Source organism: Pseudomonas cistanchae, assembly GCF_054483635.1.
Map to the genome: position 1 here is coordinate 149,027 of NZ_JBTLWN010000006.1, position 26,350 is coordinate 175,376.

Consider the following 26,350-nt stretch of genomic DNA (forward strand, 5'->3'; position numbering starts at 1 on the left):
ACACCACCCGCTGAATTGAGGGACCTGAGCATGTTCGAACTACGGGTGATGAGCGGCCTGCACCGTGGTGCAGCACTGCCGCTGATAGGGGAAAGCTGGTGCGTGGGCGCCTCGGACGAGGCTGACCTGGCGCTCTATGATCCGGGCATCGGAGCGCTGCACGCCCAGCTGCGCTGCGTCGATGGACGCTGGTCGGTGGAAGCGCAGGACGGCCCGCTCAGCGACGAGCAGGGGCAGCGCCAGGCGCTGATCGATCACCTGCCGATGGGCGCGCTGTTTGCTGTCGGCGGTATCTGGTTGTGCGTGGTGGCCGCCGATCAGCCCTGGCCGGAAGACGCTGCCGAGCTGATCGACTCGGCGCAGCCTGCGCCGCACCCTGTGCCGCGTCAGCAGGGTTCGCGGCCGTCCTGGGCCAAGCGCGTGGCCATTGCGCTGGTGGTGATCACCCTGGGCACTAGCGCCTGGGCGCTCAGCGTGCCGGCGGTCGACCCGCAGCGCGCGACGCCGACCCTGCAACGCGACGCGCAGCGGCCGACGCTGGAAACCACCGCCGAGGTGCGCCGTGAGCTGACCCGCATGCTGCAAGAGCGCGACCTGTCGGCCTGGGTCGAGCTGGAAGAGCGCGAGGAACGGGTGATTCTCAAGGGCGCGCTCGCCGAGCGGCAGTTGGCGGTGGCGCAGCGCATGGTCACCCAGTTTCTCGACCGCTTCGATACGCCGATCGCCATCACCGATGCACTGCAGCCGCGCAAGAATGAGTTGCCGTTCAAAATCGTGCAGATCATCGGCGGCAAGCACGGCCATGTGGTGACCGAAGATGGTCGGCGGCTGTTTCTCGGCGACGAAATAGACGGCCTGCGCCTGACCCAGATCGACAACGGTTCCCTGCGCTTCGAAGGCGAGCAACGCTACGAGGTGACCTGGTGAGCGAAGCTGCTGCGCGCCTGGAGCACTGGCATGCGCAGCACGCCCGACGCCTGGCGGTATTTGCGCCGGTCGCGGTGCGCGGGCGGGTGCAACGGGTTAACGGCATCCTGCTGCAGTGCCGATTACCCGGTGCGCAGATTGGCGACCTGTGCCGCGTTGACAAGAGTGGCGGCGACAGCCTGCTGGCCGAGATCGTCGGCTTCGATTGCCAGGACGCGCTGCTCAGCGCTCTAGGCGGTCTCGAAGGCGTGCGCGTCGGCGCCGCCGTCGAGCCGCTCGGCATCGCCCATCGGGTTCAGGTTGGCGATGGGCTGCTGGGCCAGGTGCTCGATGGCTTTGGCCGGCCGTTGAGTGGCCAGGGGCCGAGTGCCTTTGCCGAACCAGGCATCACCAACGCCCGGGCCGTGATCGGCGAGGCACCGGCGCCCACCTCGCGGCCGCGCATCAGCCGTGCGTTGGCCACCGGAATTCGCGCAATCGACGGCTTGCTGACCCTCGGCGAAGGCCAGCGGGTCGGCCTGTTTGCCGGTGCCGGTTGTGGCAAAACCACCCTGCTGGCGGAAATCGCGCGCAACGTCGACTGCGACGTGATCGTCTTCGGCCTGATCGGCGAACGCGGCCGTGAACTGCGTGAGTTTCTCGATCACGAACTGGATGCTGAGCTGCGCAGCCGCGCCGTGCTGGTTTGCGCCACCTCGGACCGTTCGAGCATGGAACGGGCCCGCGCCGCCTTCACTGCAACGGCAATCGCCGAAGGGTTCCGCCAGCAGGGCAAGCATGTGCTGCTGCTGATCGATTCGCTGACCCGCTTCGCCCGTGCCCAGCGTGAGATCGGCTTGGCGGCCGGCGAGCCCATGGGCCGAGGCGGCCTGCCGCCTTCGGTGTACGGCTTGCTGCCGCGCCTGGTGGAGCGCGCCGGGCTGACCGAAGAGGGGGCCATCACCGCGCTTTATACCGTGCTGATCGAACAGGACTCGATGCAGGACCCGGTCGCCGACGAAGTGCGCTCGCTGCTCGACGGCCACATCGTGCTGGCGCGCAAACTCGCCGAACGCGGTCACTACCCGGCCATCGACGTGCTCGCCAGCCTTTCGCGTATTCTGGCCAACGTCGCCGACGAGGACCACCTGCGTGCCAGTTTCGGCATGCGCCGTCTGCTTTCCAGCTACGAGCAGATCGAGCTGATGCTGCGCCTGGGCGAATACCAGGCTGGGGCCGATGCCCTGACCGACCTTGCGGTCGAGTCCCGCGAGGCGGTCAACCAGTTCCTCCGCCAGGACCTGCGCGAGCCGACACCGATGGTTGCCACGCTCGATCACCTGGCCGGGTTGACCGCCTATGTCCCGGCATGAGCTGGCGGCCCTGAGGCCGATTCGACAACACCGCGAGGCCCAGGCCGAACGGGCCTGGCGCGAGGAGCATGGACGCCTGCAGGCGTTGCTCGAACGGGAGCGGCAGGCCGAGGCGCAGCTCGAGTGCGCCCGGCTGCAACAGCGCGAGCAGCGCGCGGCCCTGTCGCGCGCCCATCAGGGCCAGACGTTGACGCCGATGCTGCTGGCCGCCTGGGGCGAGCAGGAGAAACGCCTGCTGGCGGAACTCGGCAAGCAAGCCCAGGCCTTGGACGCGCTGCGTCAGGAGCGCCTGCAGCAGGATCAGCAGGCCGTGCAGGCGCGTCAGCAGTTACGCGGGCGACAGCGCCAGCTGGAAAAGCTGCGGGAGCTGTCCCGCTTGCTCAAGGAGGCGCCCGAGCATGAACCCTGCTGAGGTCAAACAACCGCCCCGCGAGGCGTCGACCACGCGCTGGCGCGACAGTGATCAGGAACCGGCCGGCGGCATGCAGAACCTGCTGGTGCAGGGCGATGGCCGCTGGTTTGCCCAGTTGCTGGGCAACCAGGGCGGCGGCAGCCAGGGCCACGCCGACGGCGCCGGGGCGCTGAGCAGCGCGGCGCTGCTGGAGGTCGGCACCCTCAACGCGCTGGTTGATCAGCTGGCGCCGCGCCTGCACGACCTGGCCGAAGCGCCGCTGCAGGCCTTGCTGCATCTACCACAGCTCGGGCGAGTCAGCGTTTCGGCTCGGCGCGTGCGCGGCGAGGGGTGGGACATCGACCTGCGCGCCGACGACCAGGACAGCCAGGAGCGTCTGGCCGCCTGTCAGCAGCGCTGCCAGGACGCCCTGGGTCAGGCGCTGGGTCAGCCAGTGACGCTGCGGGTGGATGAGGAGCGGGTGGCATGACCGCTGCCGTGCGCCTGGGGCGCCTTTCCGCGGTTCACATGCAGGCCATGCGCCGGCTTGGCCGAGGCCTGGGTCTGGCATTCCAGGTCGCCGACCAATGGGGCGAATTACGCCTCGAGCCCGGTCAGGCGCCGTCGGGGGGCAGTCTGGTGAGCCTGGAAACCGGCCACGGCGCCATCGCCCTCAGCGAGGCGGCTGCAGTGCTGAGCCTGCTGGGCGATTGCCCGGTGGTGCTGCCAGCGTCGCCAGGCGACCAGGACGACTGGTTCTGGCCGCTGTTTCACGCCTCGCTGAGCCCGCAAGTAGCGGCCCTGTTCGGTTACCTGAAACCCCAGGCTGCAGCAGCTGCGGGTGGGATCGACTGCCGGCTCAGTGTGACCCTCGGTGATTGCCGGGCGCTGAGCCGCCTGAGCCTGGCGCCTGAGGTGCTGCTGGGGTTGTGCGCAGGCGCCCCCTGGCACTCGCTCGCCGCACCGCTGCCGGATACCTGTCGGCTGCAGGTGCCGCTGCTGCTCGGTCACCTGCGCATCGCGGCCGGTCAGCTGCGCGGCCTGCGCCCCGGGGATGTGCTGGTGCCTGAGCTGCCGTTGTTCGACCCCGCGGGCTACGGCGAAATACGCCTGGGTAGTCAGGTAGTGGCGGTGCGCGCGGATAACCAGGCAGTGCCTTTGCGCTTGAGCGTACTTGCCCTTGAGGAGAACCGGATGGACGATGAATTTTCCCAGGACCCGGCGGCAAACGCCTGGGACAGCCTGCCTTATGACGCCCCGGGCAGTTACCCGGATGAGTACGCGGAACCGCCAGCCAGTGGGTATGCCGATAGCGCACTGGCGGACCCGCACGCCGAGCCGTTCGACAGCCTGGTGCTGCCGCTGACCCTGCGCTGCGGGCAGTTGCGCATGAGCCTCGGCGAGCTGCGCCAGTTGGCGCCGGGAGCGGTGCTGGAGGTGGCCGGGGTCACCCCCGGCATGGCGAGCCTGTATTACGGCGAGCGGCCGGTGGCGCAGGGTGAACTGGTCGAGGTCGAAGGGCGGCTGGGGCTGCAGATCACCCGTGTGGATTTCGCTGAATGAGTTTCCAGGGCGTCGATCCCTTTCTGCTGGCACTGTTCATTGGCGCGATGTCGCTGATGCCGCTGTTGCTGATCATCTGCAGCGCCTTTCTGAAAATCGTCATCGTGCTGATGATCACGCGCAACGCCATCGGCGTGCAGCAGGTGCCGCCAAACATGGCGCTGTACGGCATCGCCCTGGCCGCGACGCTGTTCGTCATGGCCCCGGTCGGCCATCAGGTCGCCGAGGGCCTGCAGCAGCGTCCGCTGGATTTCAGCAGTACCGAAACCCTGCAGGAAACCGCGCTGGCCGCGGTGCAGCCGCTGCAGCAGTTCATGGCGAAGCACACCGACCCCGACATCCTTACCCACCTGCTCGACAACACCGCGCGCATGTGGCCGAAAGAACAAGCCGAGGTCGCCAGCCGTGACGACCTGATGCTGCTGATTCCGGCGTTCATGCTGTCCGAGCTGCAGGCCGGTTTCCAGATCGGCTTTCTGATTTATGTGCCTTTCATCGTCATCGACCTGATCGTCTCCAACCTGTTGCTCGCGCTGGGCATGCAGATGGTCGCGCCCATGACCATTTCACTGCCGCTGAAGCTGCTGCTGTTCGTCCTGGTGCAAGGCTGGACGCGGTTGCTGGACGGTCTTTTTCTCTCCTACATGTGAGGTGGCGATGGATGCCTTGGGGTTGTTCAAGCAGGGGATGTTGCTGGTGGTGATCCTCTCCGCGCCGCCGTTGATCGTCGCCGTGGTGGTTGGTGTGCTGTCCTCGCTGGTGCAGGCGTTGATGCAGGTGCAGGACCAGACCCTGCCGTTCGGCTTGAAGCTGGTGGCGGTGGGCGTGAGCTTGCTGCTGACCGGCCGCTGGATCGGCAGCGAGCTGATGCAGCTGATCCACATGGCGTTCGACATGATCGCGCAGTCGGGCCATTAGCACGGTGGGTCGGCATGGCTGAGTCCGTTTTCGCGCCGCATTTCGAGTTGCTGCTGGCGATCGCCCTGGGCATGGCGCGCATCTACCCCTGCGCTTACCTGATACCGGCGTTCTGCTTCGAGCATGTGCGCGGGCTGCCGCGCCACGCCATCGTCTTCGCCCTGGCGTTGCTGCCCGCGCCGGGCATTCGCAATGCCCTGGTGATGGACAACGCCAGCTGGCTGACCCTGGGCGCGCTGATGTTCAAGGAAGTGGCCCTCGGCGTGCTGCTCGGGGTATTGCTGGCCATGCCGTTCTGGCTGTTCGAGTCGGTCGGCGCGCTGCTCGACAACCAGCGCGGCGCGCTGATTGGCGGCCAGCTCAATCCCTCGCTCGGCCAGGATGCGACGCCGATCGGTCACCTGTTCAAGCAGATGACCATCCTTCTGCTGGTCGCCAGCCTCGGCCTCGGCACCCTGACCCAGGTGCTGTGGGACAGCTACCTGTTGTGGCCGCCCACCGCCTGGTTACCGTTGCCGGCGGCGGATGGCTTCGATGTGTTTCTCACCCAGGTCGCCGAGACCTTCACTCACCTGATGCTCTACGCCGCGCCCTTTATCGCGCTGTTGCTGCTGGTCGAGTTCGCGATGGCCTTGCTCAGCCTGTACAGCCCGCAGCTGCAGGTGTTCATCCTCGCCATGCCGGCGAAGAGCCTGATCGGTCTGGGCTTCCTGCTGTTCTATCTGCCCACCCTGTGGGACCTGGCGCTCGGTCACCTGGAAGGCCTCAAGGATTTCAGGCACATCCTCGGGCTGTTGCTGCAGGTGCCGCAGTGAGTGCCTGTGGGGAACGCCGGCATGGCCAGGCGACAGGAGCGGGCCGATGAGCGAAGACAGCGGCGAAAAGAACCAGAAAGCCACGCCGAAGAAGATTCGCGACGCGCGGCAAAAGGGCCAGGTCAACCAGAGCCAGGACGTAATCAAGCTGCTGATCCTCGCGGTGGTAGCCGAGACCGCGTTGCTGCTGTCCGATCGCAGCATGCGGGCGATGGAAGAGATGGTCGCGTTCCCCATCGAGCGCATGCAACAGCCGTTCACCCGCGCCCTTCAGGAGGTGCTGGCGCAAGCTGGTGGCGTGCTGCTGGGCATCAGCCTGATCACCGTCGGCCTGGCCATCGGCATGCGCCTGCTGGGCAGCTGGATGCAGTTCGGTTTTCTGTTCGCCCCCGAGGCGCTGAAGCCGGATTTCAATCGGCTCAACCCGGTGGCCCAGGCCAAGCAGATGTTTTCCGGTCAGTCGCTGATGAACCTGCTGATGGGGCTGGTGAAGGCGCTGTTTATCGGTGCGCTGGTCTACCTGATTACCCTGCCGGCGCTGAGCGGTCTGATCGGCCTGGTGCATAGCGATCTGCAAAGTTACTGGCGCGGCCTTGCGGAGCTGTTTCGCCGGGTGCTGCATATCAGTCTGGGCGTGCTGCTGGTGCTCGCCGCGCTGGACTTTGCCTTGCAGAAGTACTTTTTCGTCAAGCGCTTGCGCATGAGCCACGAGGAAGTGCGCAAGGAATTCAAGACCCTGGAAGGCGACCCGCTGATCAAGCTGCAGCGCCGCAACCTGGCGCGCCAGCTGCTCGAGCAGCCGGCGAGCAAGCCGAAACCGGTCGAGGAAGCGGACATGCTGTTGATCAATCCCACCCACTTCGCCGTCGCGCTGTTCTACCGCCCCGAGGAAACGCCCCTGCCACAGCTGATCGACAAGGGCGCCGATGATCAGGCGCGGGCGCTGATCGAGCGAGCCAAGGCGGCGCGGGTGCCGATCATCCAGTGCGTGTGGCTGGCGCGCACCCTGTACCGCGAAGACATCGGCCGCTTCATCCCGCGGGAAACCCTGCAGGCGGTGGCCCAGATCTATCGAGTGCTGCGCGAGCTGGACGATGAAGCGACCCAGGGCGTGATCGAAATGCCCGACCTGGGGCAGAGCTAGGCGGCTGCGGAGCCAGGCGCTTTTCCTGGAGCAGCTGCCGGTCGTCGGCGTGGGCGGAACCCCTTACCCGGCTGGCGCCACTCAGAGGCAACTTCCCGTCCTTCACGTCAGAGGAACGACGTCCATGCGAGGCATCCACAACCTCCCCGTGCAGCAACAGCAGCCGGTCAATGCGGCGCAGAACCTGGGTAACCCGCCTGAAGTGCAGCAAGGCAGGGCACATCGCTCCTTCGGTCAGCGGGTGGTCAGCCTGTTTCGCCGCGGTCAGCAGGGCCAGCAGCCACCGCAGGTGCAGCAGGGCCCGCAGCGTGCTGCCTTTCAGGCGCCGCTGACGCCCCAGGTGGACGCCGCAGGCAATCTCACGTTGAACAATTCACTGGCGGGCGAGGCGATCGAGAAGCAGCTCAACCAGCCGCACAAGGAATACTCGCAGCTCACCCCGGATGCTACCGGGGTCCGCGTGCAGGTGAAGCAGCGCAATCCCGCGCCTGGCACCGATCCGCGTGCCCGCGATGCCGTGCATCTGCAACAGACCCCCGCCGTGATCGGCGTGCTCAAGACCAGCCGACCCGCGCTGGCGCCCATGAGCCCGAACAACCCGCAGGTCCCCCTGCCCAATGGCCAGCCGGCGTTTCCGCCAAGCCCCGGGCGCGCGCATCTGGGCCAGATCAGCGGCGTCCATACCGGCGCCGATGGTGTACAGGCGCGCCTGCATCAAGGGCGGCGGCAGCACTTTGACACCGCCACTCAGCGTTGGCAGCCGGCGGCCGACCAAACCCCCTACAAGGCGCTCAAACGCCAGGGCGATGGCGTTGTGCATGGTGTGCAGCGAGACGCCGAGGACCTCAGCGCGATAGTTGGTGAGTCCGCCACCCTGCACAAGCAGGGCAGCCAGGCACAGGTGCGTATCGGCGGCGACAATCTCGGCTGGTCCACGGTCACGCTGAAACAGGCCCCCGCCGCCAACGCCGCGCCGCCGCAGAACCCGACGGACCTGGATGCCAAGCGCATTGGCTATTCCGCCGATGGCTGGCTGTATGCCTGCAATGGCGATGGCGAGCTGTTCCGTGGCAACGAAAACAGCGTGACCCTGGGCGGCACGCCGGAGCAACCCGAACTGCCGAGCATGGCCATGAGCAAGCTGCCCCTGGCAACGCTTGAGCAGGCGTTGGGCGGTCGGGCGGAGGTCGAAGGTTTCATGCATGACGATGGCGGTCAGCTCAACGCCCTGGTGCGCGACCAGCATGAACAGCTGCACGCCTGCCCCATCGATGCGCAAGGGCGACCCACGCCAGCCTGGAACCTCAGCGATGCGCTGGTGATGACCAAGGACGAAGGGCTGGCGCAGCTCGACCAGCCGCCGGCCCATGCCCAGGTCGACCTCGGGCCGCGCGGCAAGGTTGCCGTGCACGGCGGGCGCCTGCATGGCTGGAACGAGCAGACCCAGAGCTGGACCGCCAGCAACCAGCGTGTCGACCGGCTCGACCGCGGCCTGGATGGCAAGGCCTACGTGCTGCAGCACGGCGAATTGAAGGCGGTCAAGGCCAGCAACAGCGGCGAGACCCTGCGCCGTGGTGCCAGCCACGACCTGACGCCAGCGGGCAAACGGACCAAGGTCGAGCTGGACGCGCCACTCGCCGGCAGCCCCGAGCGCAAGCTCAGCGCCTTTGCAGTGGTGGACGACAAGCACTTTGTTGCCCTCGGCCGCGACAACGTCCTGCATGCCCACGTCGATGGCCGCACCACGGCGCTGGCATTGCCGGCGAACGTCGGGCGCATCGAGTCGCTGGCCCTGGACAACGACAAGAACCTGTACGCGCAGAGCGACACCGGATCGATTCATCGGCTTGATCGTCAGCACTGGCAGAAGGTCTTTCCCGAGGCTGTCTGGCACAACGAGCGCACCGCCGATTTCCAGCTCGCTGACCGCAGCACGCTGCGCACCGGCGCGGACAAACGGCCGGTGGCCCGGTTTGGCGGTCAGGAACATCGGCTTGTCGAGCACGATGGTGGCCGCCAATGGCAAGCGTTGCAGGCGCAACCGCAGCAGCCGAACCTGCAGCAACGGCTCGAGGGGCACCATTCGCCGGGCAAGTTAGGCGGCGCCAACGTGACCACGTCCAGCCATGTGCTGACCCACACCACCGAAGGTGTCGCGCACAAGGACCGCGGGTTCGGCAGCGGCTTGAAAAGGCATTTCCACCCGCTTGATGCGGTCAAGCAGACCGGCCTGGATATCCAGCATCACTTCAAGGGGCGCGAAGGGCTGCGTGATGTCTATGCCGACGAGCGCGCGCTGCTCGAGCGCCTCCCCGTCCTGGCCAGTGCCCCGCAGCGTATGGAGAACCTCGACGCTCGTCTGGCTGGGCTGAACCTGCCCGAGCAGGCACAGCCGCTCCGCGACGCGATGCAGAGCCTGCGCGGCGACGTCGAGAAAAGCAGCCAGCGCAGCGCGGTTCGCCTTGGCCAACTGCACGGCATCGTCGATGACCAGGGCGTGGTGAAGGAGGATTACCGCCCCTCGCTCAAGTCGCGCATCCAGAGCGGGCTCAACCCCGGCGGCCGGCATCGGGTCACCAGCCAGTTGCACGATGCGTTCCTCAATGCCTCGCCCTCGGCGCAGAACCCTACGCGCACGCTGTTGCACGAGTACCGGGAAAAAGATCTGCACCTGTCCCATCGCGGCCTCGATCAGCGGGCCGACAAGGGCGATCGTTCGGCGCTGGTCAAGGACCAGCTGATCTTCGATGCCCATACCCTCAGCGAGCTGCACGCGCTGACCGACGAGCTGCAGCACATGCAAGGCCAACCGCTGGACCAGGCGCGTCTTCGGGAAATCGGCGAGCGTTTCGAAACCCTGAAGCAGCGGTACGAGAGCAGCGACATCCGCATCTTCAGCGATGCCAACATCACCAACCATGGCCAGCTGGAGCGCCTCTACGACCACCGCAAGCGCCTCGCCAGCGAGCTGGGCAGTCAGAACCATGCGCTCAATCTCAATACTCGACGGGCCCTGGGGGTGGCCGCCAACGACGTCAATGGCGCCCTGGTGGACAACGTCCGGCGCATGGACGCCGGCGACTCCCTGGCCATGACGCGCACCAAGGGCACGGCGTTGAATACCCCCTACATCTCGACGCCGTTGCCGTTTCTCTGGCTGGGCGCCGGGGTGGCCAAGGAAAACAGTGTCGGCGTGTCGCTGAGCCGCACTGACGAAGGCGCCGACGTGCAGCTCAGCGGTAGCCGCAGTCGTGCCGGCAATGTCCTGGTCGGCGCTGGCGAGTTCTTTGGCCAGCGTGGCGGGCAAGGTTTCCAGCTCGGCGTGTTCGCCGGCGCGGAGCTCAACACCACGGTCGGTCGCAAGCGCGAAAGCGACGTGAGCTTCTCGGTCAAGGACGGGGATCTGGAGCGAGTGATGGGCAACCTCAGCGACCGCGACGGCAAGCTCACCGACCTGCTGAGCCTGGGTACGGAACACAAGGCCACTGAAACCAGCAAGACCACCCTGGATATCGACCTGTGGGCGGGCGTCGAAGGGCGCGCGCACTTCGGCAACTTCACCGATGCGCCGGCGCCGAACCCGGTGACCGCGTTCATGCGCACCTCGCTGGGGCCGGCGCTGAATGCCAGCCTGCTGCATGTGGAGAACAGTACTGCAGTGAGCCATGGGCCGGATGGCGAGCGTGGCAAGAGCGGCGGGTTCAATGCCCAGGTGTTGCGCAAGGGCGACGCAGGGGTGTATTTCCGCCCGGTCCAGGGCGTTATCTCGTCGAATATCCAGTCCGGCGGGCAAAGCCGAGCCGGCCTTCTCAACCGAACGCCGCTGGAACTGTCGGCCAAGGTCAACCTCGATCGCAGCAAGCAGCGCTCGTTCAACGTGGCCTTCAAGCTGCCCGAGCCGGTAAAGCGTGAAACGCTTGGCGAGGTTTTCAAAAGCCTGCGCCGCGAGTTTCCCGAGCAGCGCGGGGCTGCTGGGCTAGCGATGCCCGCGGCCGATGAGAGCGTGAATGACCAGTTCACCCGCCTGACGGCCTGGAAGAATCAGCTGGCGGACGGACCGCGCACCGAGGGGCAATACGGTGCGCTGCACGACTTGCAGCAGCTGCAGCATCAGCACACGGCGTCCAGCGAGCAGCGCCGCCAGTTCAGTTCGGCCGAGCGCACCGTCTCCGGGACCAGCCTGGGCAACCACATGCCGCTGGCCAAGCACATGCGCACCAATGGCACCCACGGCTGGCTGAACGAGGCGTCACGCGCGAATGGCGCCGAACTGCGCGAACTGCTGAGCAGCGACCCGCGCTTCGCCGACCTGGTCAAGGGTCTGGAAGAGGGCAAAGGCACGGACGCGTCGGTGGTTCTGGAACTCAAGGACAGCGTGCGTCAGCGCATCGAGGCGCGTTGCGTGGCTGGCGAAAGCGTCGACCGCGAACTGCGCGAGGCGCTGAGCAATCGCGACAACCTGCGGATCAAGAGCATCAGCGTCAAGCGCACCGCCACGCAGAGTCATGGCATGGCGACGCCGCCGCTGATTCTCGGGTTCACCAGCAACGCGTCGATCAGCCACAGCCACGTCCAGGGCAAGATCGACTTCAAGTACGGCCACAACGAGGACCGGCCACTGTCGTACAGCCTGGATGGCGAAATCGCCAAGCAGGGCGTGGCGAGCGATCTGATCCGCAGCCTGCACCAGGAGGAGCGGGTGACCATGCGCTTCGTCGGCAACCAGCCGGACCTGAGCATGGCCGATCCGCGGCACGGCGCCGACCCTGGCGACCTGGACAATCGTATCGACCACCAGCAGAACCCGGCCAATCGGCCAGGCGGGCTGGTCTGATGGCAGCAGCCCGCACCTGCACCGTGCCCATGCACGGTGTCGGTTGCGTAGGAGAAAACCCATGACAGCGATACAGCGCACTACCGCCGCGACGCCAGCTGCAGCCACCGGCACGGGCGGCGCGAGCGGGCTGACCCAGCAGCCCCGTGTCCCTCAGCAGCGCACCGCACACAGCCTCGCGCAGCGCGGTATGCACGGCTCGCAACCGCAGGGTGTCCACCAGCAACCTCAGGACCCGCAGGCTCAGCCGTCTGCATCGGCCGCCAGCCAGCAGGGGATGCATGACCTGGAGCGCGCCAATGCCGCCGCGGCCGAGTTGAATGCCATGTTCAACAGCCAGAAAACCCTGGCAGACACCCTGAACGCCATGCTGACTGGCATGGCCGATTCGTCCAGCAAAGCCACCGCCGCCTGCAGTGAGGCAGGCAAAGGCATCCGGGTCAGCTAGCGCCGCGCAGGCGCTTTACCGAGCGATATCCATCGGTATCAGCGCAAGCGGTTCGCCACGTGCGCTGAAGGTTGGCGGTTCGAGTCGAGAAAGGCTTAACGCAGGGCAGCGGCCATGGGGTTGCTCCCCAGGCTGCTGCGTTGTGTGGGTGCGCCAGTGGCCGGGCGTTGGCGGCTCAGCAGCTCGCGGGTGTCCTTGACCTGGGCGATAAAACCGACCACCCAGTGGCAGAAACGCTCCTCGCTCAGGCTGTCCAGCGGGCTTTGCGCGCACAGCCGCACCTCGCCTCGCTCGTCCAGGGCCAGCCAGCAGCCGCGCAGCGTGTCGATACGGAAGTTGAGTTCCAGCAGTTGCTTGTGCGCAGTGGCCGAATGCAGCGGCATCTCGATGGCGCAGTGAAGGATGGCGGTGTCGCTGTGCGCCGGGATCTCGATCACGGCGGCTTCCTTGCCCTGGGCATCGAACAGCGCACACACGCCCTCGTCCAGGCTCAGTTGGGTATTCAGGTGCTGGCCCAGGGCGGCCATCAGACGCTGTGCTTGCGGTTGCGGTGTATGCATGGGAGGCCTCGTTTCAGTAGGTAGGGGACAGGTCGTCCAGATGCTCCAGGCCGACCAGCAGCAATTCGTGGCTCTGGATGTCGCTGAGCGCTTCAAGGGCAATCGGCCGTTCGGGCAAGGCGTGCCAGACCACCAGCGCGCGATGCGGGTCGATGAACAGGAAGTACTGGTCGAACAGTTGCGGGTCTTCGAAGCGTCGCTCCAGCGAGCGGCTCAGCTGGTTCGGCTGCAGCACGTGGCTGTGCACCTGCAGCGCCAGGCCGAGGCTGTGGGGCTCGCGGCGCAGGCAGAATTCGATGCCCGGCGCCAGTTCCCACTGGGCGGGCATGCCGGCAGCGACGCTTTCCTGGAACGCGCGCTTGCCGGTGGTGCCGTTGTCATGCAAAGACATCGGCGTTACTCCCCAAGCGGCACGATGCTGTGATCCATTGGCTGCTCCTCGCTGCCCAGGCCGTTGCGCATTCCCGGCGCCCACCAGATCACCAGCGTGCGCAGGTCCGGGTCGGCGCGCTCGCATTGCCCGTCCTGGCAGGCATCACGGCTGGCGCAGCCGCCCAGCAGCAGGGCGGCGAACAGCAGGGTGATAGTCGACGCGTGGCTCATGGCTGAGTCCTCGGGGCAGTGGTCAACAGGGACGGTCGCGGTGCGCGCAAACTGTCCGGGTCGGGCGTGCGCATGGCGACGAAGACTTCGGCTTCCTCGCCCGGCGCGAGCCAGGCCCGTGGCCAGATGCTCACCGCCAGGGCGCGGCGGCCGCCGCAGCCGGCCTCGTCGAAGCGCAGGCGCTGCTCGCCGGTATTGCGCACCACCCCGACCGCGATGCCATAGTCCGGGCCGCTGAACCATTGCGCGCGGCCGGCATCGAGTTGCAGCGGGCCCTGGTTGCCACACAGGGTATGCGGTACGTAGGGCACTTCCGCTTCGGCGAAGCCGGCCGGTACTTCCCCGGTGGCCAGGCCGACCAGTGCGCGGGTCACGTCCCTGCGGCTGATCGAACGGCGGCCTTCGCGGCGCTCGTTGACCTGGGCAATGGCGCTGTCGACCCGGTGGCGATCATCCGGTGCCAGGTAGCGCGCGGGGTCAACCTGATCACCAATCAGCCGCGGAGTGAGAATGAACAGCCGCTCGCGCCGGCTGGTCTCACGCCGCGTGGAGGAAAACAGCAGTTTGCCGATGACCGGAATGCTGCCGAGCAGCGGCACGCTTTCTTCACTGTCGCCAGACTCCTCGACGTGGAACCCGCCAATCACCAGCGAGCGCTTTTCGCCCATCACCGCCTGGGTGCTGACGCTGCCGCGGCGGATGGAAGGGGTGGTCTGGCCGGCCACCGATCGTTCGATCTGGCCGTCCTCGATATCGACCACCATCTGGATCAGCGACGCGCCTTCTGAGTCGATGGCGTGGGGTACCACCTGCATGCTGGTGCCGGCGGTGATGGGCACGATGTTGGCCACCCGCTCGCCCACCGCCGTCAGGTATTCGGTGCGACTGAAGTCGATGACCGCCGGCTGGTTTTCTAGGGTCAGGATCGAGGGGTTGGCCACCACCGATGCCGCGCCACGGCCTTCGAGTGCGCGGATTTCCGCAAAGAAGTCGCCGTAGTCCTGGATGAACAGCGTCGAGGACGCACCCGGGGCGAGCAGCGAGGCGCCGCCGATGTTGTCGCCGCTCTCGACGTTCCAGCGTGAGGCCAGTTCAGCCAGTTGGCTGCGGTCGATGTCGAGGATGATGGCGTCGATCTCGACCAGTTTGCGCGGAGTGTCCAGGTCCACCATGACCTTTTCGTACAGCGAGCGGCGTTTCGGGTCGTCGTAGATGAGCACCGCATTGTTGCGGATGTCGGCCTCCACGCGAATCTTGCCGCCGCCCTTGCCGGAAGTCGGCAACCGGCTAACGCCGCTTTGGCCGGCGCGGCTGAGCAGCATCTGCTCGAACTGATCCTGCCCCGAGCCCTGCACACCCTGCAGGGTGTTGAACGCGCCCATGGGTTGCGGCGCGCCACCGGCAGTGGCCGGCAGGGTGGCGGTGCTGCGGGTCTCCAGCAGGCTACGCAGGATGCTGGCGACGCCGGGGATGGTCAGGGTGTCGCCGCGGTAGCTGATGTTGCGGTCGGCGGCGCCGGCATAGCGCAGCGGGAAGCTGATGATTTCCTGCTTTTCCTCCTCGCTCTTGCGCTGCTGGGTGAAGCGACTGACCAGTTGCACGTAGCGGCTCGGGCCGGACACCAGCACCACGCCCTCGTCGGGCAGCTCGCCCCAGCCGAAGCGCTTGTCCAGCAGGCCGATATTGGTCAGCGCCTGCTGCAGGTCCGGCACGGCATCGGCGGAAATTTCCAGGCGGGCCGAGTCCTGCTGGTCGAGCGGGCTGACGTACAGCGTGTTGTTGTAAACGAACCACTGAAAGCGGTGTTCCAGGGCCAGTCGGTCGAGGAACGCCTGGGACGAGTCGGCGCGCATCTTGCCGCTCACGGTGCCGGCGACCCGCCCGTCGATGTCGAGGATCACGCCGAAGGTGGTGGCGAAGTCGTTGAGTACCGTGCTTAGCGGCGTCTCTTCTGCTTCATAGGCATACGCATTGGTTTTCCAGGCGTCCGGTACGGCGGCACTGAGCGGCTGCGGGACGACCCACAGCAGCGTGAGGGCGCCGAGCACAGGCAGCCAGTGGCGACGAATGCAACGCAAGGTCGCCGGGTGACGCGTGACGCTGGCATTAGGCATAACGGATTCCTTCTCCGATAAGGCCGGGCGGCAGGCTCAAGGGCCGCGCTTTGGGTGGCGTGGTGGGCGGTTCGCTGAGCATCGATTGCCAGGTGTCGCGCTGGTTGAGCAGCACCTCCACGTGGTTGAGCAGGGTGTCGCAGTCACATGTCTCGCCCAGCCATTGCAGCAGCCACAGCTGGCCGCTGGCGGGATCGCGGGCAAGGGCACCGGGAAAGTGCGCAAGGCTGGGGTGACCCAGGCGCAGGGCTTGTTGCAGGCCGCTCTCGTCGTGCGTGCGGCCGTTGAGGGCAACCCCGAGGGACAGTCCACCGGGCAGCCGCTGCACCTGCACCTGGCCGTTGTCGGCGCTGAAGTCGAGCAGCGGCTCGTTGCCGGCCAGCCAGCGGGTCAGGTGTTCGGCCAGCTCATGGCATTGCATCAACGATGGCCTTGGCCAGGTTGTGCTTGATCGCGGTTTCCTGGTTCACCGCGTAGCTGGCGGTGGACATCTGCCGCATCGCGGCGACGAAGCTGTGCATGTCGTCCAGGGAATAGCCGTCGGCATTCATGGCGATCTGGTCGAGTTGGGTCTGGGCTTGGTCGAAGCGGGTGTCGAGACGGCGTTGTACGGCATCGGCTGACGGCATGGCGATTTCCTCCGTGGGCAATTGTTTTTGCTCTGTGGTCAGCGCGGCAGCAACGGTTCCATGAAAGTCCCGCCGCATGAAGGTCATCAGGCCATCGCGTTACGGGGTTGGCACGTGCAGCGCTTCACAGGCGGAGCGCCAGTCGAGTTGGAAGTCGCCTTGCTCGGTACTCAGGCGCACCTCGTCGTCGGCCAGGCTGGCATCGGGCTGCAGGCGCCAGGGCGTGGCAGGCTGTTGATCCAGCCAACGCTGTACGGTGTCGCGCACCTGGGGGTGACAGCGCAGGGTGGCACTGACCGGCTCGCTCTGGCTGGCGCTCAGTTGCTTGAGCAGCGCGTTCAACCGAGCAGGTTCCGGCGTTTCGCCAAGCAGTTGCTGCAATGCTTGATTGACCAACTGACTGGCGTGACTTTCCAGCAGACGATTGATTTCCAGGCGCTCCTGCTCCCAGCGCATGAGCTGGTGCTCGGCCTGTTGCCAGAATGCCTGGCGCGCTTCGGCGAGTTGCGCCTCGGCGTGGCGTTCGGCCTCCTGCAATAGCGCTGCAGCCTGTTCCTGGGCATGGGCCAGCACCGCCTCGGCACGGCCGCAGTCGATCAGGGTCTCGCGCCTGATCAGCGGTTGCGCGAGGCGGGGCGCGCCGGCACGCAGTTCAACCAAGCGCCGGGCTAGCATCGGCATGCTCCTGTTCCGGATGACCATTCGCGGGTGTTTTCGCGCTGCGCCAAAGCGCAGCCTGCCACAGCGCATCGAGTTTGCCGGCCGGGGCGCAGACGGGTTCGTGCCGTTCGAGCGCATCGATGCGGGGGCGCGGGAAACTCAGGCGCAGCCGTTGCCAGGCGGCCATGCCGACCCAGGCGCGCAGCAGGTTCAAGGAGTCGGGCGCCTCGCTCAGCCAGTGCCGCGGGCGCAATGCCTTGGCGACGCTCAGGCACCAGCTGCGCTGCTCGGCAGACAGCTGGTTGTCCTCCTGGGGGTCGCAGGTGGCGGCCACCAGGGCGAGGGTGAGCTCGCGGCGGGCGAGGTTGCTGGAGATGAATTCCAGCAGCGCCACGTGAGGCGGCGGCGGGGTGCAGGGCAGGATGCCGAAAGCCCGACACAGCTCCATATGGTGGCTGCGGGCGAGTGCATCCAGGCGTGACAGCTCGACCCCGGCGAGGGCTGTCGGCGTCCAATCCGGGTGCGCCTGGCGCCAGGCCGTGGTCCACCAGTACACCCAGCTACGTTCCTGATTCATGCCGCATTCCCGTCAGGGCGAGACGGCGCCTGTGGCCGTGGGGCGAACGCCGGGCTGGCCACGACGCGCGGTGTACCTGGCGCAGCGGTGCTGCTGGCTGGCAGGCTGGCGACGCGCTTGCGTTGTTTCAGCCACCAGTAGCCGCCACCCAGGGCGCCAAGCAGCAACACCAGCAGGGCGAGGCCGCCGTAGAGCATGCCCTGCCAGTAACCAAGGTCATCGCGAGGGACCAGAAAAGGCCCGAGGTACGCCAGTTTCTGCTGCTCGCGATAGCGGGCGGCCGGCACGAAGACAACGGCCAGCTTGACCTCGTCATTGGCAGCGCTCGCCATGCCGGGAATGCCGCTGGCGACCATGCGCCGGACTCGCGGCCGCGCACTGTCGGGGTCGAGGTCGCTGGTGTGCTTGATGAACACCGAGGCCGAGGCGGGCTGCACGGGCTCGCCAGGCGCGACCCGTTCGGGCAGCACCACATGGACTCGGGCGACGATGACGCCGTCGATCTGCGACAGCGTCGCTTCCAGCTCCTGGGACAGGGCGTAGATGTAGCGCGCGCGTTCTTCCAGGGGGGTGGAGATCACCCCCTCCTTGCGGAAGATATCGCCCAGGCTAGAGCGCGAGCGACGCGGCAGGCCGGCGGCGTCCAGTGCTCGCACCGCACGGGTCATGTCGTCCGGATCGACCAGTACGCTGACGCCTTCCTTGTCGGCGCGCTTCACCGAGCGGATGCGCTTGTCCGCCAGCTCGGCGATCACCTCGTTGGCGTCCTGTTCGGACAGCTGGCTGTGCAGCTCGACGCGTTCGCCACATCCCGCCAGCAACAGCATCAGCAGGGCAGCCAGAAGCACACGGCTTGGCATGATGGGACCTACTGCAGGTTGGTGAGTTTTTCCACGGCCTGGGCACCTTTGCTGACCATCTTCGCGGTCAGCACGCTTTCCAGGTAGAACGAGGACAGCGAGCGGTTGGCCTTGACCATGTCCATCGGGTCGGCGGTCTTGGCGGCCTTCTGCAGGGCGCGGTCAGAGCGCTCGGAGAGTTTCTGCAAGGCTTCCGAGCGATTGGACAGCTGGCCGATGATGCGCGAGGCAACGTTGTCTTCGCTGGCAGTGGTGGCGGTCGGCTTGTTGAGTGCAGCGCTGAACCAGCTGACGTCGGACTTGAGCGGTGCCTGATCCAGCGGTTTGGCTGCAGCGGCACCCTGGGTTATGTCGATACTTTCAATCTTCATGGCGAATTCCTGGCGAGACGTCACGGTAAAAGCCGCGACAGCCGCCAGGCATGCCGCGGCACGGGGCGAAGCTCAGGCCGACTGGCCGTAGAGCTGCGCCATGATGTTGAACGCTGCCGTCGACGCGCCCATGTTGAGCGACACGTCGCTCGGTTTCAGCGAGCTGAGATCGAGGTCACCGAACAGGCCCCCGGTCTGCGACGAGCCATTGCCGACGGTGGCAAAGCTGGCCATCTCCTGGTTGATATTGCCGATCGCCTTTTCGAACAAGGCGGTTTCTTCGGCATTCAGGTAATTGTCCTCACCCAGTTCGTCGACCCAGCTGCTGACCTTGCCGTTGGCGTCATGGGGTTTGCCGAACACGTCCGGGTTCTGGTCCATGTACAGCGCCACCTGCTTGAGGATGTCCATGTCGTCGCTGGAAAACGTCGCGCCGCCCTTGCCATCCTTGCTCAGCACGCCGCCCAGGGCTTCGCTGCCGAGGGTGGAGAGAAACTGCATCAGCTGGCTGATCAGGTCGCTGCCGCCAGTGCCGGGCTGACCGGTGGGCAAGTTGCTGAGCGGAGATTCGCCGCCGAAGGGCAAGCCAGTCGAACCGCCGAACAGGTTTTGCGCGTCACCCGCGCCGGCGAAGGGCGAGTGCGACGTGCCGGGGGAAAACAGCTCGTCGGCAAAACTGTTGCCGCCGCTCTTCTCACCGATCATGTCGGCGAGAACCTGCATCAGCACGTTCAGGTCGACCTTGTTATGGCCGCTGGTCAGTGCGTCCTGCCAGGATTTGCCGTACTGGCCGGGGCTGCCGTATTTATCCGCATGCTCGTCCATGAATTTGCCGAGCAATTCGGCGAGTTTGCTGCCTTCCTTGATCGAGCCGTCTTCGTTGAGCATCGACTCGGCAAGCAAGCGGGCGAGCATTTCCAGCACGCTGCCACCGTCGCTGCCCGTCGGGCTGCAGCCGCAGGTGCCGGTGATGCTTGGAAATGCGGTTGCGTTGCTGATCGTACTGAGGTTCATCATGAGGTGTCCTCCTCACTGGGCGAAACCCCCGGCCGGCTGGCCGGGGATCGCAGCCGTCTCAATAACGGATGGCTTTGCCGGACTCCGACGCTGCGTTGAGCGCCTTGTTACCGGAATCCACAGCACCTTGCATGATGCTGTTCATGGTGTCGGTGATCATCTTCTGGGACTGGAACTGGGCGTTCATGGTGGTGGTGGCGGCAGACGTTGCGTCCATCTGAGCCATCGCCGCGGTGGATGCAGCCAAAGAAGCTCCCATAGCCATAGTCGTATCTCCAAATGGTTGAGGTAGGTAAGCCCGAGAGCGGGCTCACCTTTCTGTGGCGAAGAAAAACCAAACGGTTCCACGAAATATCAGGAAGGGGAGATTTCCAGGCACTTCATGCGGTGATAGAGGGTGCGCCGGGCGATGCCCAGCTCGCCGACCACCGCATCGATGCAACGGTGGTGGCGGCGCAGGGAATCCTCGATCAGCAGCTTCTCGATCTGCTGCAGGCGCGCCTTGAGGCTCATGCCGGCACAGAGGCTGCTGTCTATGCTCGACAGCGGCGGCAGACCGAGCACATAGCGTTTGGCCGCCGAGCGCAGTTCACGCACATTGCCCGGCCAGTTGTGGCAGATCAGTTCCTGCAGCAGGGTTGGCGGCGGCATCTTCAATGACCAGCCACTGGCCTGCGCCTCCTTGCGGGCCAGGTTGATGAACAGCGGCACGATCTGCTCGCGGCGCTGGCGCAGCGACGGCAGCTTGATGCTCACCACATTCAGGCGGAAATACAGGTCGCGCCTGAAATGGCCGTTTTCCACCAGGTCCTGCAGCGAGGTCTGGGCCGATGCGATGACGCGCATGTCGACGGGAATGAACTGGGTTGAACCGAGCCTTTCGATACCCCGCACCTCCAGCACGCGCAGCAGCTTGGCCTGCAGCGACAACGGCATGCTGTCGATTTCATCGAGATAAAGGGTGCCCTGGTGCGCTGTTTCGATAAAGCCGGCGCGGGAATGCACGGCGCCGGTGTAGGCGCCGTTGACCACGCCGAACAGCTGGCTTTCGGCCAGGCTTTCAGGAATGGCCGCGCAGTTGATGGGCACGAAACTGCCCTTGCGCCCGGACAATTTATGAATCTTCTCGGCCAGCGTGTCCTTGCCGGTGCCGGTTTCACCACGGATGAGCAGGTCGACGTTGAGAGGTGCAGTGCTTTCGGCAATCGTCTCTAGATCGAAGATTTCAGTGGTTGATGGTTGATGGTCAGCGGGGTCAAGCGTGTTTGTCATCACTATCGCCTCGGATCAATTCTCGCCGGTCATTGTTACCAGCATGACGGCAGCAAAAATGTGACATCGCCCTGAATTGGGCCGCGCGAAATCAAGCGAAAGCTGATTCGCTCATTATTGTTGTTGTGGTGCGGAAGTCGCGAGCGGGAGACTGCTTTTTTTCCCGTATTTCTGACCGAATCGACAGGCCGTAGGTTCAATAAATCCGCTGAAAGGATTTTTGTGAAACAGCTCTAGGACGAGCGTTCCAGATGGGCTGCGAACAACAAGCGAAGCGGCGAATGCACGGCATCTTTCGAAGGTCCCGCGGGCGCTGAACGCAAGGGCGTAACGTCGCGGTTTGGCTGAATGATGGCGTGGGAAATTGCTTCGATGACGCGTGCTAGCCCTTGCCCTTGGTGCGGGTCAAGTGAGGGCCGGCGTTCTTCTCCAGGTACTGGATGACCAGGCTGGCGACATCCTTGCCGGTGGTGGTTTCGATGCCTTCGAGGCCCGGTGAGGAATTCACTTCCATCACCAAAGGGCCGTGGTTGGAACGCAGGATATCGACGCCCGCCACCGACAGGCCCATGACCTTGGCGGCGCGGATCGCCGTCATGCGTTCTTCCGGGGTGATCTTGATCAGGCTGGCGCTGCCGCCGCGGTGCAGGTTGGAGCGGAACTCGCCGGGCTTGGCCTGACGCTTCATCGAGGCGATTACCTTGTCGCCGACCACGAAGCAGCGGATGTCCGCACCGCCGGCTTCCTTGATGTATTCCTGCACCATGATGTTCTGCTTGAGGCCCATGAACGCCTCGATCACCGATTCCGCCGCCTTCTCGGTCTCGCACAGCACCACGCCGATGCCCTGGGTGCCTTCCAGCACCTTGATCACCAGGGGTGCGCCGTTGACCATGGCGATCAGGTCGGGAATATCGTCGGGTGAGTGGGCAAAGCCGGTCACCGGCAGGCCGATGCCGCGGCGCGACAGCAGCTGCAGCGAGCGCAGCTTGTCGCGCGAACGAGCGATCGCCACCGACTCGTTGAGTGGGAACACGCCCATCATCTCGAACTGGCGCAGCACTGCGCAGCCGTAGAAGGTCACCGAGGCACCGATGCGCGGCACCACGGCATCGAAGCCTTGCAACGGCCGACCGCGGTAGTGGATCTGCGGCTTGTGGCTGGCGATGTTCATATAGGCGCGCAAGGTGTCGATCACGACCACTTCATGGCCGCGTTGCTGACCGGCCTCGACCAGGCGTCGAGTGGAATACAGGCGCGGGTTGCGCGACAGCACGGCGATCTTCATTGGGCACCAGAAAGGTCAGCAAGAGTGGGTTTGTTTTGCACGTAGGACAGCGCCGGGTTGACCAGCAGCATGCCTTGAATCAGCGCTTTGGAACCGAGCAGAACGCGGTAGCGCATGGTCTTGCGGCAGGTCAGGGTGAATTCTACGGGCCACTCGCGCTCGCCAAGGGTCAGGCGGGTGCGGATCACGTAGCGCGACTGCGCGTGCCCGTTCGAGCTTTTGATGGTTTTCACCGATACAAGTTGCGCCTCGCAGCGGTGGCGGCGCTGCACCAGCGTGCCCAGGTGCGCGGTGAAGCGCACCCATTGCTCGCCCTCGCGCTCGAAGGGCTGGATATCGCTGGCATGCAGGCTGGACGTGCTGGCACCGGTGTCGATTTTCGCGCGCAGACCGACCATGCCCAGGTCCGGCAGATTGATCCACTCGCGCAGGCCGATCACGTTGAGTTGGTCGAAGCTGTTCAATAGACCCGTCCGCAATATTTCCGGGCATTCTAGTTGGCTCGTATGACAACCGCATCCGCCAATTGATTCGCTTTCCTTGGCGCTCGACGGCCGCTGCCAAGGGCGATACCGCGCGGGCGTCTGCCGACTTTCGGCCGTCGCCCTGGCGCTACGCAGTCTGGGTGCCGCGACAGGTTGGTGGTTCGGTTCGGTGCTGCATTCGCGTCATTGGCAGCGGCGTACCCCACATTAGCCTGAGTTTTTTCGCCGGCGGCTGGTCGACTCCTCTATGGGCCTGCCGATCGGGTGGGTAAGCACCCATCTCGGCCTTGGCTGGGGTGAAGCTGACGGAGGCAAACATGGTAAACGCGCTCAGATGGAGCCTGCTGATCCTTGCGGGGCTTGCGGTACTGCTGACGCTGGCTGTTTCGCTGCTGGAGTCGCAGTGGGCGCGGCGGCAACTGGAGGAGGGCTTCAGCCAGCGCCTGGACGGCCGTGAGGTGCAGATCGGCAGCCTGGGGTTCGCCTGGGGATGGCCGCCTGGCATCCACCTCGACCAGGTCAGCGTGGCCAATGCTACCTGGGCCGACGAGGAACAGATGCTGCGACTGGCAGTGCTGGATCTGACCCTGGATGCCAGTGAGTTGCTCAAGGGCAACCTCAGTTTGACGCTGCTCGGTCTCGAACAGCCGGTGATTCATCTGGTCCGTCGCGAGGACGGCAGCGTCAACTGGGCGCCGCTGAAATCCCCCGACCCGAACGAGAAGGGCATGGGCATCGACCCGCAGGTGATCAAGATGACCGATGGCCAGCTCAGCTTTCGCGATGCCAAGCTAGGCGCGGATGTAAGTGTGTCGTTCGAAACGACTCGGGATGACGTCGGTGAGCGACATCTGACTATCCAGGGTCAGGGGGAGTTGCTCGGCAAACCGTTGCAGTTCAGTGCCAAGGGCGGGCCGCCCAGCCAGGCGCTGGCGCAAGGCTCGCCCTATGCCGCAAACCTGCAGGGAAGTCTGGGGCCGATTCAGCTGAGCTTCGTCGGCCAGGCCCAGGAGCTATTGCAGCTCGAATCGCTGCAGGGTGAGCTGAGCCTCGCCGCGCCTGACAGCATGCGGGTCGCCGGGCCGCTCGGAATGGCTGACCTGCAGGTGCCGGCCTTCGCGGCCAGCGCCAAGGTGAGCCATCAGGACCAGCGCTGGTCACTGGAAGATATCGAGCTGCAGAGCGGCGAAAGCCAGCTATACGGCGCGCTGACCTACGTGCGCGGGCAGACGCCGCGCCTCGACCTGCAGATTCAGGCCGACCGGCTCGACCTCAACCATTGGGGGGTGATGGCGCTGGTTGCAGACGGCGACGCCGAAACGGATTCGTCCGCTTCTCCGCAGCAACGCCTGGTGCAAAGCCTCGAGCCGTTGCGCCGTTATCAGGGCAAGATCGACCTGCGTATCGGTCGGCTCGACTACGGCGACGCCTCGCTGAGCGAGCTGGAAATTCATGGCCAGCTGGCGGATGGGCAGCTGGAGATCGAGCGCCTGCATGCCGTTCAGGATGACGCAACGCTGAGCGCTCAGGCCTCCCTGAGCTTCGCCTCCAGCACGGCAACCGGCCGCATCGATGTCGAGCTGGATCAGGTCGATCTGGGCCGGGCATTGGCGCCGCTGGGGTATCCGCAGCTTGGCACCCTGGACGGCGAGCTGCATGTCCGCCTGGATGAAAACGCGTTGCGCATCGACGACAGCCCGCTCAGTTACCACGCGCCAGCGCAGCGCCTGCATGTGCAACTGCGCGCCGCAACCGCCGAGTCGGGTGGCCTGCATCTTCAGGGCACGGGCTCGCGCAACGACGTACCATTTCAATTCGACCTCAGCGTCCTGCCGCCAGCCGACCTGCTGGCTGCGCAGCCATTTGGTGTAGCGGGCAGCGTGAGCGCGGGAGACACCACGCTGAGCGTTGATGGGCAGGTGATCCAGCCATTGCAATTGGCCAGCCTCGACCTCGATTTCGCCATCGACGGGCCGAGCCCATCACGGCTCGAGGGGTTGACCGGGTTGAGTCTGCCGAGACTGCCAGCGTATCGGGCGCAGGGGCGGCTGAACTGGGACGCGCCCTTGCTGCGTCTGCAGAATGTGCAAGGGCACTTCGGCGACAGCGATGTCAGCGGCGATGTGCGGCTGCGCCTGGGCGATCGGCCGATGCTCTGGGCGACCCTGTATTCGCAGACGTTGAATATCACCGACCTTTCGCCGGCACAGGATGGCGCTGCGCGGCCGGCGCGCGCCGAGGTGTTTTCCGCCAACCCTTGGCAATTGGCATGGTTGCGCACCTTCGATGCCGAACTGGATTACCAGGCGAACAACGTCAACACCCGCACTCTGCCGCTGGGCAGCGTCGACCTGGAGCTGAGCCTGGCGAATGGCCGGATCGAGGTGCAGCCGTTGCAGATCGGTTTGGGTGGCGGCGAGGTGTCCGGCCGGCTCAACCTGGATGCGCGGCGATCGCCACTGAATGCGCAACTGGAGCTGGCGGCCACGAGGGTTCAGCTCAAACCGCTGCTGCGCCATGGCGACCTGCCGAACGTCGCCGAAGACTCGGCGGGGGTGATCGGCGGCCAGCTGGGTGTGCGTGCTTCCGGTGACTCGATGGACGCGCTGATGGCCGACCTCGATGGCAAGCTTGAACTGGCCATGTCCGGCGGGCGGCTGGACATGCTCACCGTCGAATTGCTTGGCCTGGATGGCGGCGAGCGACTGGTAAGCACCCTTACCGAGGCTGATACGGTGCCGATGGATTGCGCTTATGCACGATTCGTTGCCGAGGCGGGGCGGGCGCAACTGGAGCAGTTCTTCGTCGCCACTGCAGACAGCAACTTTACCGGCGGCGGCACCGTCAACCTCGCCACCGAGCGCCTGGACCTGGCCTTCGAAGCCCATCCCAAGGACGTCAGCATCCTTTCCAGCGCCTCGCCGGTGCACTTACAGGGTACATTGAGCAACCCGGCGGTCAGTGCCGTCAGCGACGAGTTGCTGGCCAGAGCCGTTGCCAGCGTGATCGGCGTCGTTGTCGCGCCGCCGTTGGCGATACTGCCTTGGATCGAACCCGGGCTCGGCGAAGGCTCAGGCATGGGCTGCCGGAAAGTTCTGCAGGCTGAACAACGAATGGGAACCGATGAGCGATAAAGACGACGACAAGGTGCGCCTGGACAAGTGGCTCTGGGCGGCACGCTTCTACAAGACCCGCGCACTGGCCAAGGCTGCCATCGAAGGCGGCAAGGTGCATTGCCGAGGTGAGCGCTGCAAGCCTGGCAAGGAGCCGCGGGTGGGCGACGAACTGGTGATTCGCAATGGCTTCGATGAGCGCACGGTGCTGGTTCAGGCGTTGTCCGCGGTGCGCCGAGGCGCGCCTGAAGCACAGGCGCTGTACAGCGAAACGGCCGACAGCATCGAGCGCCGGGAAGCCGCTGCGGCGCAGCGCAAGGCCGGCGCCCTGGGCATGCAGACCGATGGCCGGCCGAGCAAGAAGCAACGGCGCCAGCTCCATCAGTTTCGCGACGACCAGGGCTGAGCC

General features: G+C 65.6%; 28 protein-coding genes. 13 read left to right on the top strand and 15 right to left on the bottom strand.

Annotated features, from left to right (window positions below):
* Window positions 1-30 precede the first annotated feature (30 nt).
* From ACX0MV_RS17060 to ACX0MV_RS17110, 11 genes are all read left to right on the top strand, one after another.
* Window positions 31-927, top strand: a complete 897-nt coding sequence (locus ACX0MV_RS17060; RefSeq protein WP_458983715.1) for an FHA domain-containing protein — start codon at window positions 31-33, stop codon at window positions 925-927.
* On the top strand, window positions 924-2,279 hold the full coding sequence (locus ACX0MV_RS17065; protein ID WP_458983716.1) for a FliI/YscN family ATPase: 1,356 nt from the start codon (window positions 924-926) through the stop codon (window positions 2,277-2,279). Before ACX0MV_RS17060 ends, ACX0MV_RS17065 begins: the two co-directional genes overlap by 4 nt.
* Window positions 2,266-2,691, top strand: a complete 426-nt coding sequence (locus ACX0MV_RS17070) for a type III secretion system stalk subunit SctO (RefSeq protein WP_458983717.1) — start codon at window positions 2,266-2,268, stop codon at window positions 2,689-2,691. Before ACX0MV_RS17065 ends, ACX0MV_RS17070 begins: the two co-directional genes overlap by 14 nt.
* Window positions 2,678-3,160 carry a type III secretion system HrpP C-terminal domain-containing protein gene (locus tag ACX0MV_RS17075; RefSeq protein ID WP_458983718.1) on the top strand — a complete coding sequence of 161 codons (483 nt, stop codon included), beginning with the start codon at window positions 2,678-2,680 and terminating at the stop codon, window positions 3,158-3,160. The genes ACX0MV_RS17070 and ACX0MV_RS17075 overlap by 14 nt, the downstream gene beginning before the upstream one ends.
* Window positions 3,157-4,233 (top strand): type III secretion system cytoplasmic ring protein SctQ, encoded by a 1,077-nt coding sequence (sctQ, locus tag ACX0MV_RS17080; RefSeq protein ID WP_458983719.1) that lies wholly within the window; start codon window positions 3,157-3,159, stop codon window positions 4,231-4,233. The genes ACX0MV_RS17075 and sctQ overlap by 4 nt, the downstream gene beginning before the upstream one ends.
* Window positions 4,230-4,883 (top strand): type III secretion system export apparatus subunit SctR, encoded by a 654-nt coding sequence (sctR, locus tag ACX0MV_RS17085; RefSeq protein WP_458983720.1) that lies wholly within the window; start codon window positions 4,230-4,232, stop codon window positions 4,881-4,883. The genes sctQ and sctR overlap by 4 nt, the downstream gene beginning before the upstream one ends.
* A 7-nt stretch (window positions 4,884-4,890) precedes the next feature.
* On the top strand, window positions 4,891-5,151 hold the full coding sequence (gene sctS / locus ACX0MV_RS17090) for a type III secretion system export apparatus subunit SctS (RefSeq protein ID WP_458983721.1): 261 nt from the start codon (window positions 4,891-4,893) through the stop codon (window positions 5,149-5,151).
* Window positions 5,152-5,165: 14 nt separating this feature from the next.
* On the top strand, window positions 5,166-5,966 hold the full coding sequence (sctT, locus tag ACX0MV_RS17095) for a type III secretion system export apparatus subunit SctT (RefSeq protein WP_458983722.1): 801 nt from the start codon (window positions 5,166-5,168) through the stop codon (window positions 5,964-5,966).
* Between the two features lie 46 nt (window positions 5,967-6,012).
* Window positions 6,013-7,110, top strand: coding sequence for a type III secretion system export apparatus subunit SctU (sctU, locus tag ACX0MV_RS17100; protein WP_458983723.1), 1,098 nt, complete (start codon window positions 6,013-6,015; stop codon window positions 7,108-7,110).
* Between the two features lie 124 nt (window positions 7,111-7,234).
* On the top strand, window positions 7,235-11,944 hold the full coding sequence (locus ACX0MV_RS17105; RefSeq protein WP_458983724.1) for an AvrE-family type 3 secretion system effector: 4,710 nt from the start codon (window positions 7,235-7,237) through the stop codon (window positions 11,942-11,944).
* Window positions 11,945-12,005: 61 nt separating this feature from the next.
* Window positions 12,006-12,392 (top strand): type III secretion system major pilin HrpA, encoded by a 387-nt coding sequence (locus ACX0MV_RS17110; protein WP_458983725.1) that lies wholly within the window; start codon window positions 12,006-12,008, stop codon window positions 12,390-12,392.
* A 95-nt stretch (window positions 12,393-12,487) separates the two neighbouring features.
* On the opposite strand, the gene ACX0MV_RS17115 is transcribed toward ACX0MV_RS17110, so the two are convergent.
* The 15 genes from ACX0MV_RS17115 to rimB form a co-directional block, all read right to left on the bottom strand.
* Entirely contained in the window at window positions 12,488-12,952 is a 465-nt protein-coding gene (locus ACX0MV_RS17115) for a type III secretion system chaperone (protein WP_458983726.1), read from the bottom strand.
* 13 nt (window positions 12,953-12,965) lie between these two features.
* Window positions 12,966-13,343, bottom strand: coding sequence for a type III secretion protein HrpV (locus tag ACX0MV_RS17120; protein ID WP_458983727.1), 378 nt, complete (start codon window positions 13,341-13,343; stop codon window positions 12,966-12,968).
* A gap of 5 nt (window positions 13,344-13,348) precedes the next feature.
* On the bottom strand, window positions 13,349-13,555 hold the full coding sequence (gene hrpT / locus ACX0MV_RS17125; protein WP_458983728.1) for an HrpT family type III secretion system protein: 207 nt from the start codon (window positions 13,553-13,555) through the stop codon (window positions 13,349-13,351).
* Window positions 13,552-15,669 carry a type III secretion system outer membrane ring subunit SctC gene (sctC, locus tag ACX0MV_RS17130; RefSeq protein WP_458983729.1) on the bottom strand — a complete coding sequence of 706 codons (2,118 nt, stop codon included), beginning with the start codon at window positions 15,667-15,669 and terminating at the stop codon, window positions 13,552-13,554. The genes hrpT and sctC overlap by 4 nt, the downstream gene beginning before the upstream one ends.
* Window positions 15,662-16,090, bottom strand: a complete 429-nt coding sequence (locus ACX0MV_RS17135; RefSeq protein WP_458983730.1) for a type III secretion protein — start codon at window positions 16,088-16,090, stop codon at window positions 15,662-15,664. Before ACX0MV_RS17135 ends, sctC begins: the two co-directional genes overlap by 8 nt.
* Window positions 16,077-16,298 carry a serine kinase gene (locus ACX0MV_RS17140; RefSeq protein ID WP_458983731.1) on the bottom strand — a complete coding sequence of 74 codons (222 nt, stop codon included), beginning with the start codon at window positions 16,296-16,298 and terminating at the stop codon, window positions 16,077-16,079. Before ACX0MV_RS17140 ends, ACX0MV_RS17135 begins: the two co-directional genes overlap by 14 nt.
* Window positions 16,299-16,397: 99 nt before the next feature.
* The gene (gene sctL, locus ACX0MV_RS17145) at window positions 16,398-16,979 is read right to left on the bottom strand and encodes a type III secretion system stator protein SctL (RefSeq protein WP_458983732.1); all 582 of its coding nucleotides are present in this window, start codon (window positions 16,977-16,979) and stop codon (window positions 16,398-16,400) included.
* Window positions 16,951-17,535: a hypothetical protein gene (locus ACX0MV_RS17150; RefSeq protein ID WP_458983733.1), complete on the bottom strand. Its 585-nt coding sequence runs from the start codon at window positions 17,533-17,535 to the stop codon at window positions 16,951-16,953. The genes sctL and ACX0MV_RS17150 overlap by 29 nt, the downstream gene beginning before the upstream one ends.
* Window positions 17,532-18,395 (bottom strand): type III secretion system inner membrane ring lipoprotein SctJ, encoded by an 864-nt coding sequence (gene sctJ, locus ACX0MV_RS17155; RefSeq protein WP_458983734.1) that lies wholly within the window; start codon window positions 18,393-18,395, stop codon window positions 17,532-17,534. Before sctJ ends, ACX0MV_RS17150 begins: the two co-directional genes overlap by 4 nt.
* Window positions 18,396-18,403: 8 nt before the next feature.
* Complete coding sequence (gene sctI / locus ACX0MV_RS17160; protein ID WP_458983735.1) at window positions 18,404-18,766, bottom strand: type III secretion system inner rod subunit SctI; 363 nt, start codon at window positions 18,764-18,766, stop codon at window positions 18,404-18,406.
* A gap of 72 nt (window positions 18,767-18,838) precedes the next feature.
* Window positions 18,839-19,783, bottom strand: coding sequence for a hypothetical protein (locus ACX0MV_RS17165; protein WP_458983736.1), 945 nt, complete (start codon window positions 19,781-19,783; stop codon window positions 18,839-18,841).
* 58 nt (window positions 19,784-19,841) lie between these two features.
* On the bottom strand, window positions 19,842-20,048 hold the full coding sequence (locus ACX0MV_RS17170; RefSeq protein WP_487247656.1) for a type III secretion system major pilin HrpA: 207 nt from the start codon (window positions 20,046-20,048) through the stop codon (window positions 19,842-19,844).
* An 89-nt stretch (window positions 20,049-20,137) separates the two neighbouring features.
* Window positions 20,138-21,055, bottom strand: a complete 918-nt coding sequence (locus tag ACX0MV_RS17175) for a sigma 54-interacting transcriptional regulator (RefSeq protein ID WP_458983738.1) — start codon at window positions 21,053-21,055, stop codon at window positions 20,138-20,140.
* A 382-nt stretch (window positions 21,056-21,437) separates the two neighbouring features.
* A complete protein-coding gene (gene rimK, locus ACX0MV_RS17180; RefSeq protein ID WP_458983739.1) occupies window positions 21,438-22,343 on the bottom strand; it encodes a 30S ribosomal protein S6--L-glutamate ligase in 906 nt (301 codons plus the stop codon).
* The gene (rimB, locus tag ACX0MV_RS17185) at window positions 22,340-22,807 is read right to left on the bottom strand and encodes a retropepsin-like aspartic endopeptidase RimB (RefSeq protein WP_458983740.1); all 468 of its coding nucleotides are present in this window, start codon (window positions 22,805-22,807) and stop codon (window positions 22,340-22,342) included. The genes rimK and rimB overlap by 4 nt, the downstream gene beginning before the upstream one ends.
* Window positions 22,808-23,145: 338 nt before the next feature.
* On the opposite strand from rimB, the gene ACX0MV_RS17190 reads away from it, so the two are divergent.
* Window positions 23,146-25,962 (top strand): AsmA family protein, encoded by a 2,817-nt coding sequence (locus ACX0MV_RS17190; protein WP_458983741.1) that lies wholly within the window; start codon window positions 23,146-23,148, stop codon window positions 25,960-25,962.
* The gene (locus ACX0MV_RS17195; RefSeq protein WP_458983742.1) at window positions 25,952-26,347 is read left to right on the top strand and encodes an RNA-binding S4 domain-containing protein; all 396 of its coding nucleotides are present in this window, start codon (window positions 25,952-25,954) and stop codon (window positions 26,345-26,347) included. Before ACX0MV_RS17190 ends, ACX0MV_RS17195 begins: the two co-directional genes overlap by 11 nt.
* Window positions 26,348-26,350: the final 3 nt, after the last annotated feature.

Excerpts from the sequence above, each read along its gene's own strand:
- ACX0MV_RS17060 (WP_458983715.1), top strand. The coding sequence starts at position 31 with ATGTTCGAACTACGGGTGATGAGCGGCCTGCACCGTGGTGCAGCACTG.
- ACX0MV_RS17070 (WP_458983717.1), top strand. The coding sequence starts at position 2,266 with ATGTCCCGGCATGAGCTGGCGGCCCTGAGGCCGATTCGACAACACCGC.
- ACX0MV_RS17075 (WP_458983718.1), top strand. The coding sequence starts at position 2,678 with ATGAACCCTGCTGAGGTCAAACAACCGCCCCGCGAGGCGTCGACCACG.
- sctQ (WP_458983719.1), top strand. The coding sequence starts at position 3,157 with ATGACCGCTGCCGTGCGCCTGGGGCGCCTTTCCGCGGTTCACATGCAG.
- sctR (WP_458983720.1), top strand. The coding sequence starts at position 4,230 with ATGAGTTTCCAGGGCGTCGATCCCTTTCTGCTGGCACTGTTCATTGGC.
- sctS (WP_458983721.1), top strand. The coding sequence starts at position 4,891 with ATGGATGCCTTGGGGTTGTTCAAGCAGGGGATGTTGCTGGTGGTGATC.
- sctT (WP_458983722.1), top strand. The coding sequence starts at position 5,166 with ATGGCTGAGTCCGTTTTCGCGCCGCATTTCGAGTTGCTGCTGGCGATC.
- sctU (WP_458983723.1), top strand. The coding sequence starts at position 6,013 with ATGAGCGAAGACAGCGGCGAAAAGAACCAGAAAGCCACGCCGAAGAAG.
- ACX0MV_RS17105 (WP_458983724.1), top strand. The coding sequence starts at position 7,235 with ATGCGAGGCATCCACAACCTCCCCGTGCAGCAACAGCAGCCGGTCAAT.
- ACX0MV_RS17110 (WP_458983725.1), top strand. The coding sequence starts at position 12,006 with ATGACAGCGATACAGCGCACTACCGCCGCGACGCCAGCTGCAGCCACC.
- ACX0MV_RS17115 (WP_458983726.1), bottom strand. The coding sequence starts at position 12,952 with ATGCATACACCGCAACCGCAAGCACAGCGTCTGATGGCCGCCCTGGGC.
- ACX0MV_RS17120 (WP_458983727.1), bottom strand. The coding sequence starts at position 13,343 with ATGTCTTTGCATGACAACGGCACCACCGGCAAGCGCGCGTTCCAGGAA.
- hrpT (WP_458983728.1), bottom strand. The coding sequence starts at position 13,555 with ATGAGCCACGCGTCGACTATCACCCTGCTGTTCGCCGCCCTGCTGCTG.
- sctC (WP_458983729.1), bottom strand. The coding sequence starts at position 15,669 with ATGCCTAATGCCAGCGTCACGCGTCACCCGGCGACCTTGCGTTGCATT.
- ACX0MV_RS17135 (WP_458983730.1), bottom strand. The coding sequence starts at position 16,090 with ATGCAATGCCATGAGCTGGCCGAACACCTGACCCGCTGGCTGGCCGGC.
- ACX0MV_RS17140 (WP_458983731.1), bottom strand. The coding sequence starts at position 16,298 with ATGCCGTCAGCCGATGCCGTACAACGCCGTCTCGACACCCGCTTCGAC.
- sctL (WP_458983732.1), bottom strand. The coding sequence starts at position 16,979 with ATGCCGATGCTAGCCCGGCGCTTGGTTGAACTGCGTGCCGGCGCGCCC.
- ACX0MV_RS17150 (WP_458983733.1), bottom strand. The coding sequence starts at position 17,535 with ATGAATCAGGAACGTAGCTGGGTGTACTGGTGGACCACGGCCTGGCGC.
- sctJ (WP_458983734.1), bottom strand. The coding sequence starts at position 18,395 with ATGCCAAGCCGTGTGCTTCTGGCTGCCCTGCTGATGCTGTTGCTGGCG.
- sctI (WP_458983735.1), bottom strand. The coding sequence starts at position 18,766 with ATGAAGATTGAAAGTATCGACATAACCCAGGGTGCCGCTGCAGCCAAA.
- ACX0MV_RS17165 (WP_458983736.1), bottom strand. The coding sequence starts at position 19,783 with ATGATGAACCTCAGTACGATCAGCAACGCAACCGCATTTCCAAGCATC.
- ACX0MV_RS17170 (WP_487247656.1), bottom strand. The coding sequence starts at position 20,048 with ATGGCTATGGGAGCTTCTTTGGCTGCATCCACCGCGGCGATGGCTCAG.
- ACX0MV_RS17175 (WP_458983738.1), bottom strand. The coding sequence starts at position 21,055 with ATGACAAACACGCTTGACCCCGCTGACCATCAACCATCAACCACTGAA.
- rimK (WP_458983739.1), bottom strand. The coding sequence starts at position 22,343 with ATGAAGATCGCCGTGCTGTCGCGCAACCCGCGCCTGTATTCCACTCGA.
- ACX0MV_RS17190 (WP_458983741.1), top strand. The coding sequence starts at position 23,146 with ATGGTAAACGCGCTCAGATGGAGCCTGCTGATCCTTGCGGGGCTTGCG.
- ACX0MV_RS17195 (WP_458983742.1), top strand. The coding sequence starts at position 25,952 with ATGAGCGATAAAGACGACGACAAGGTGCGCCTGGACAAGTGGCTCTGG.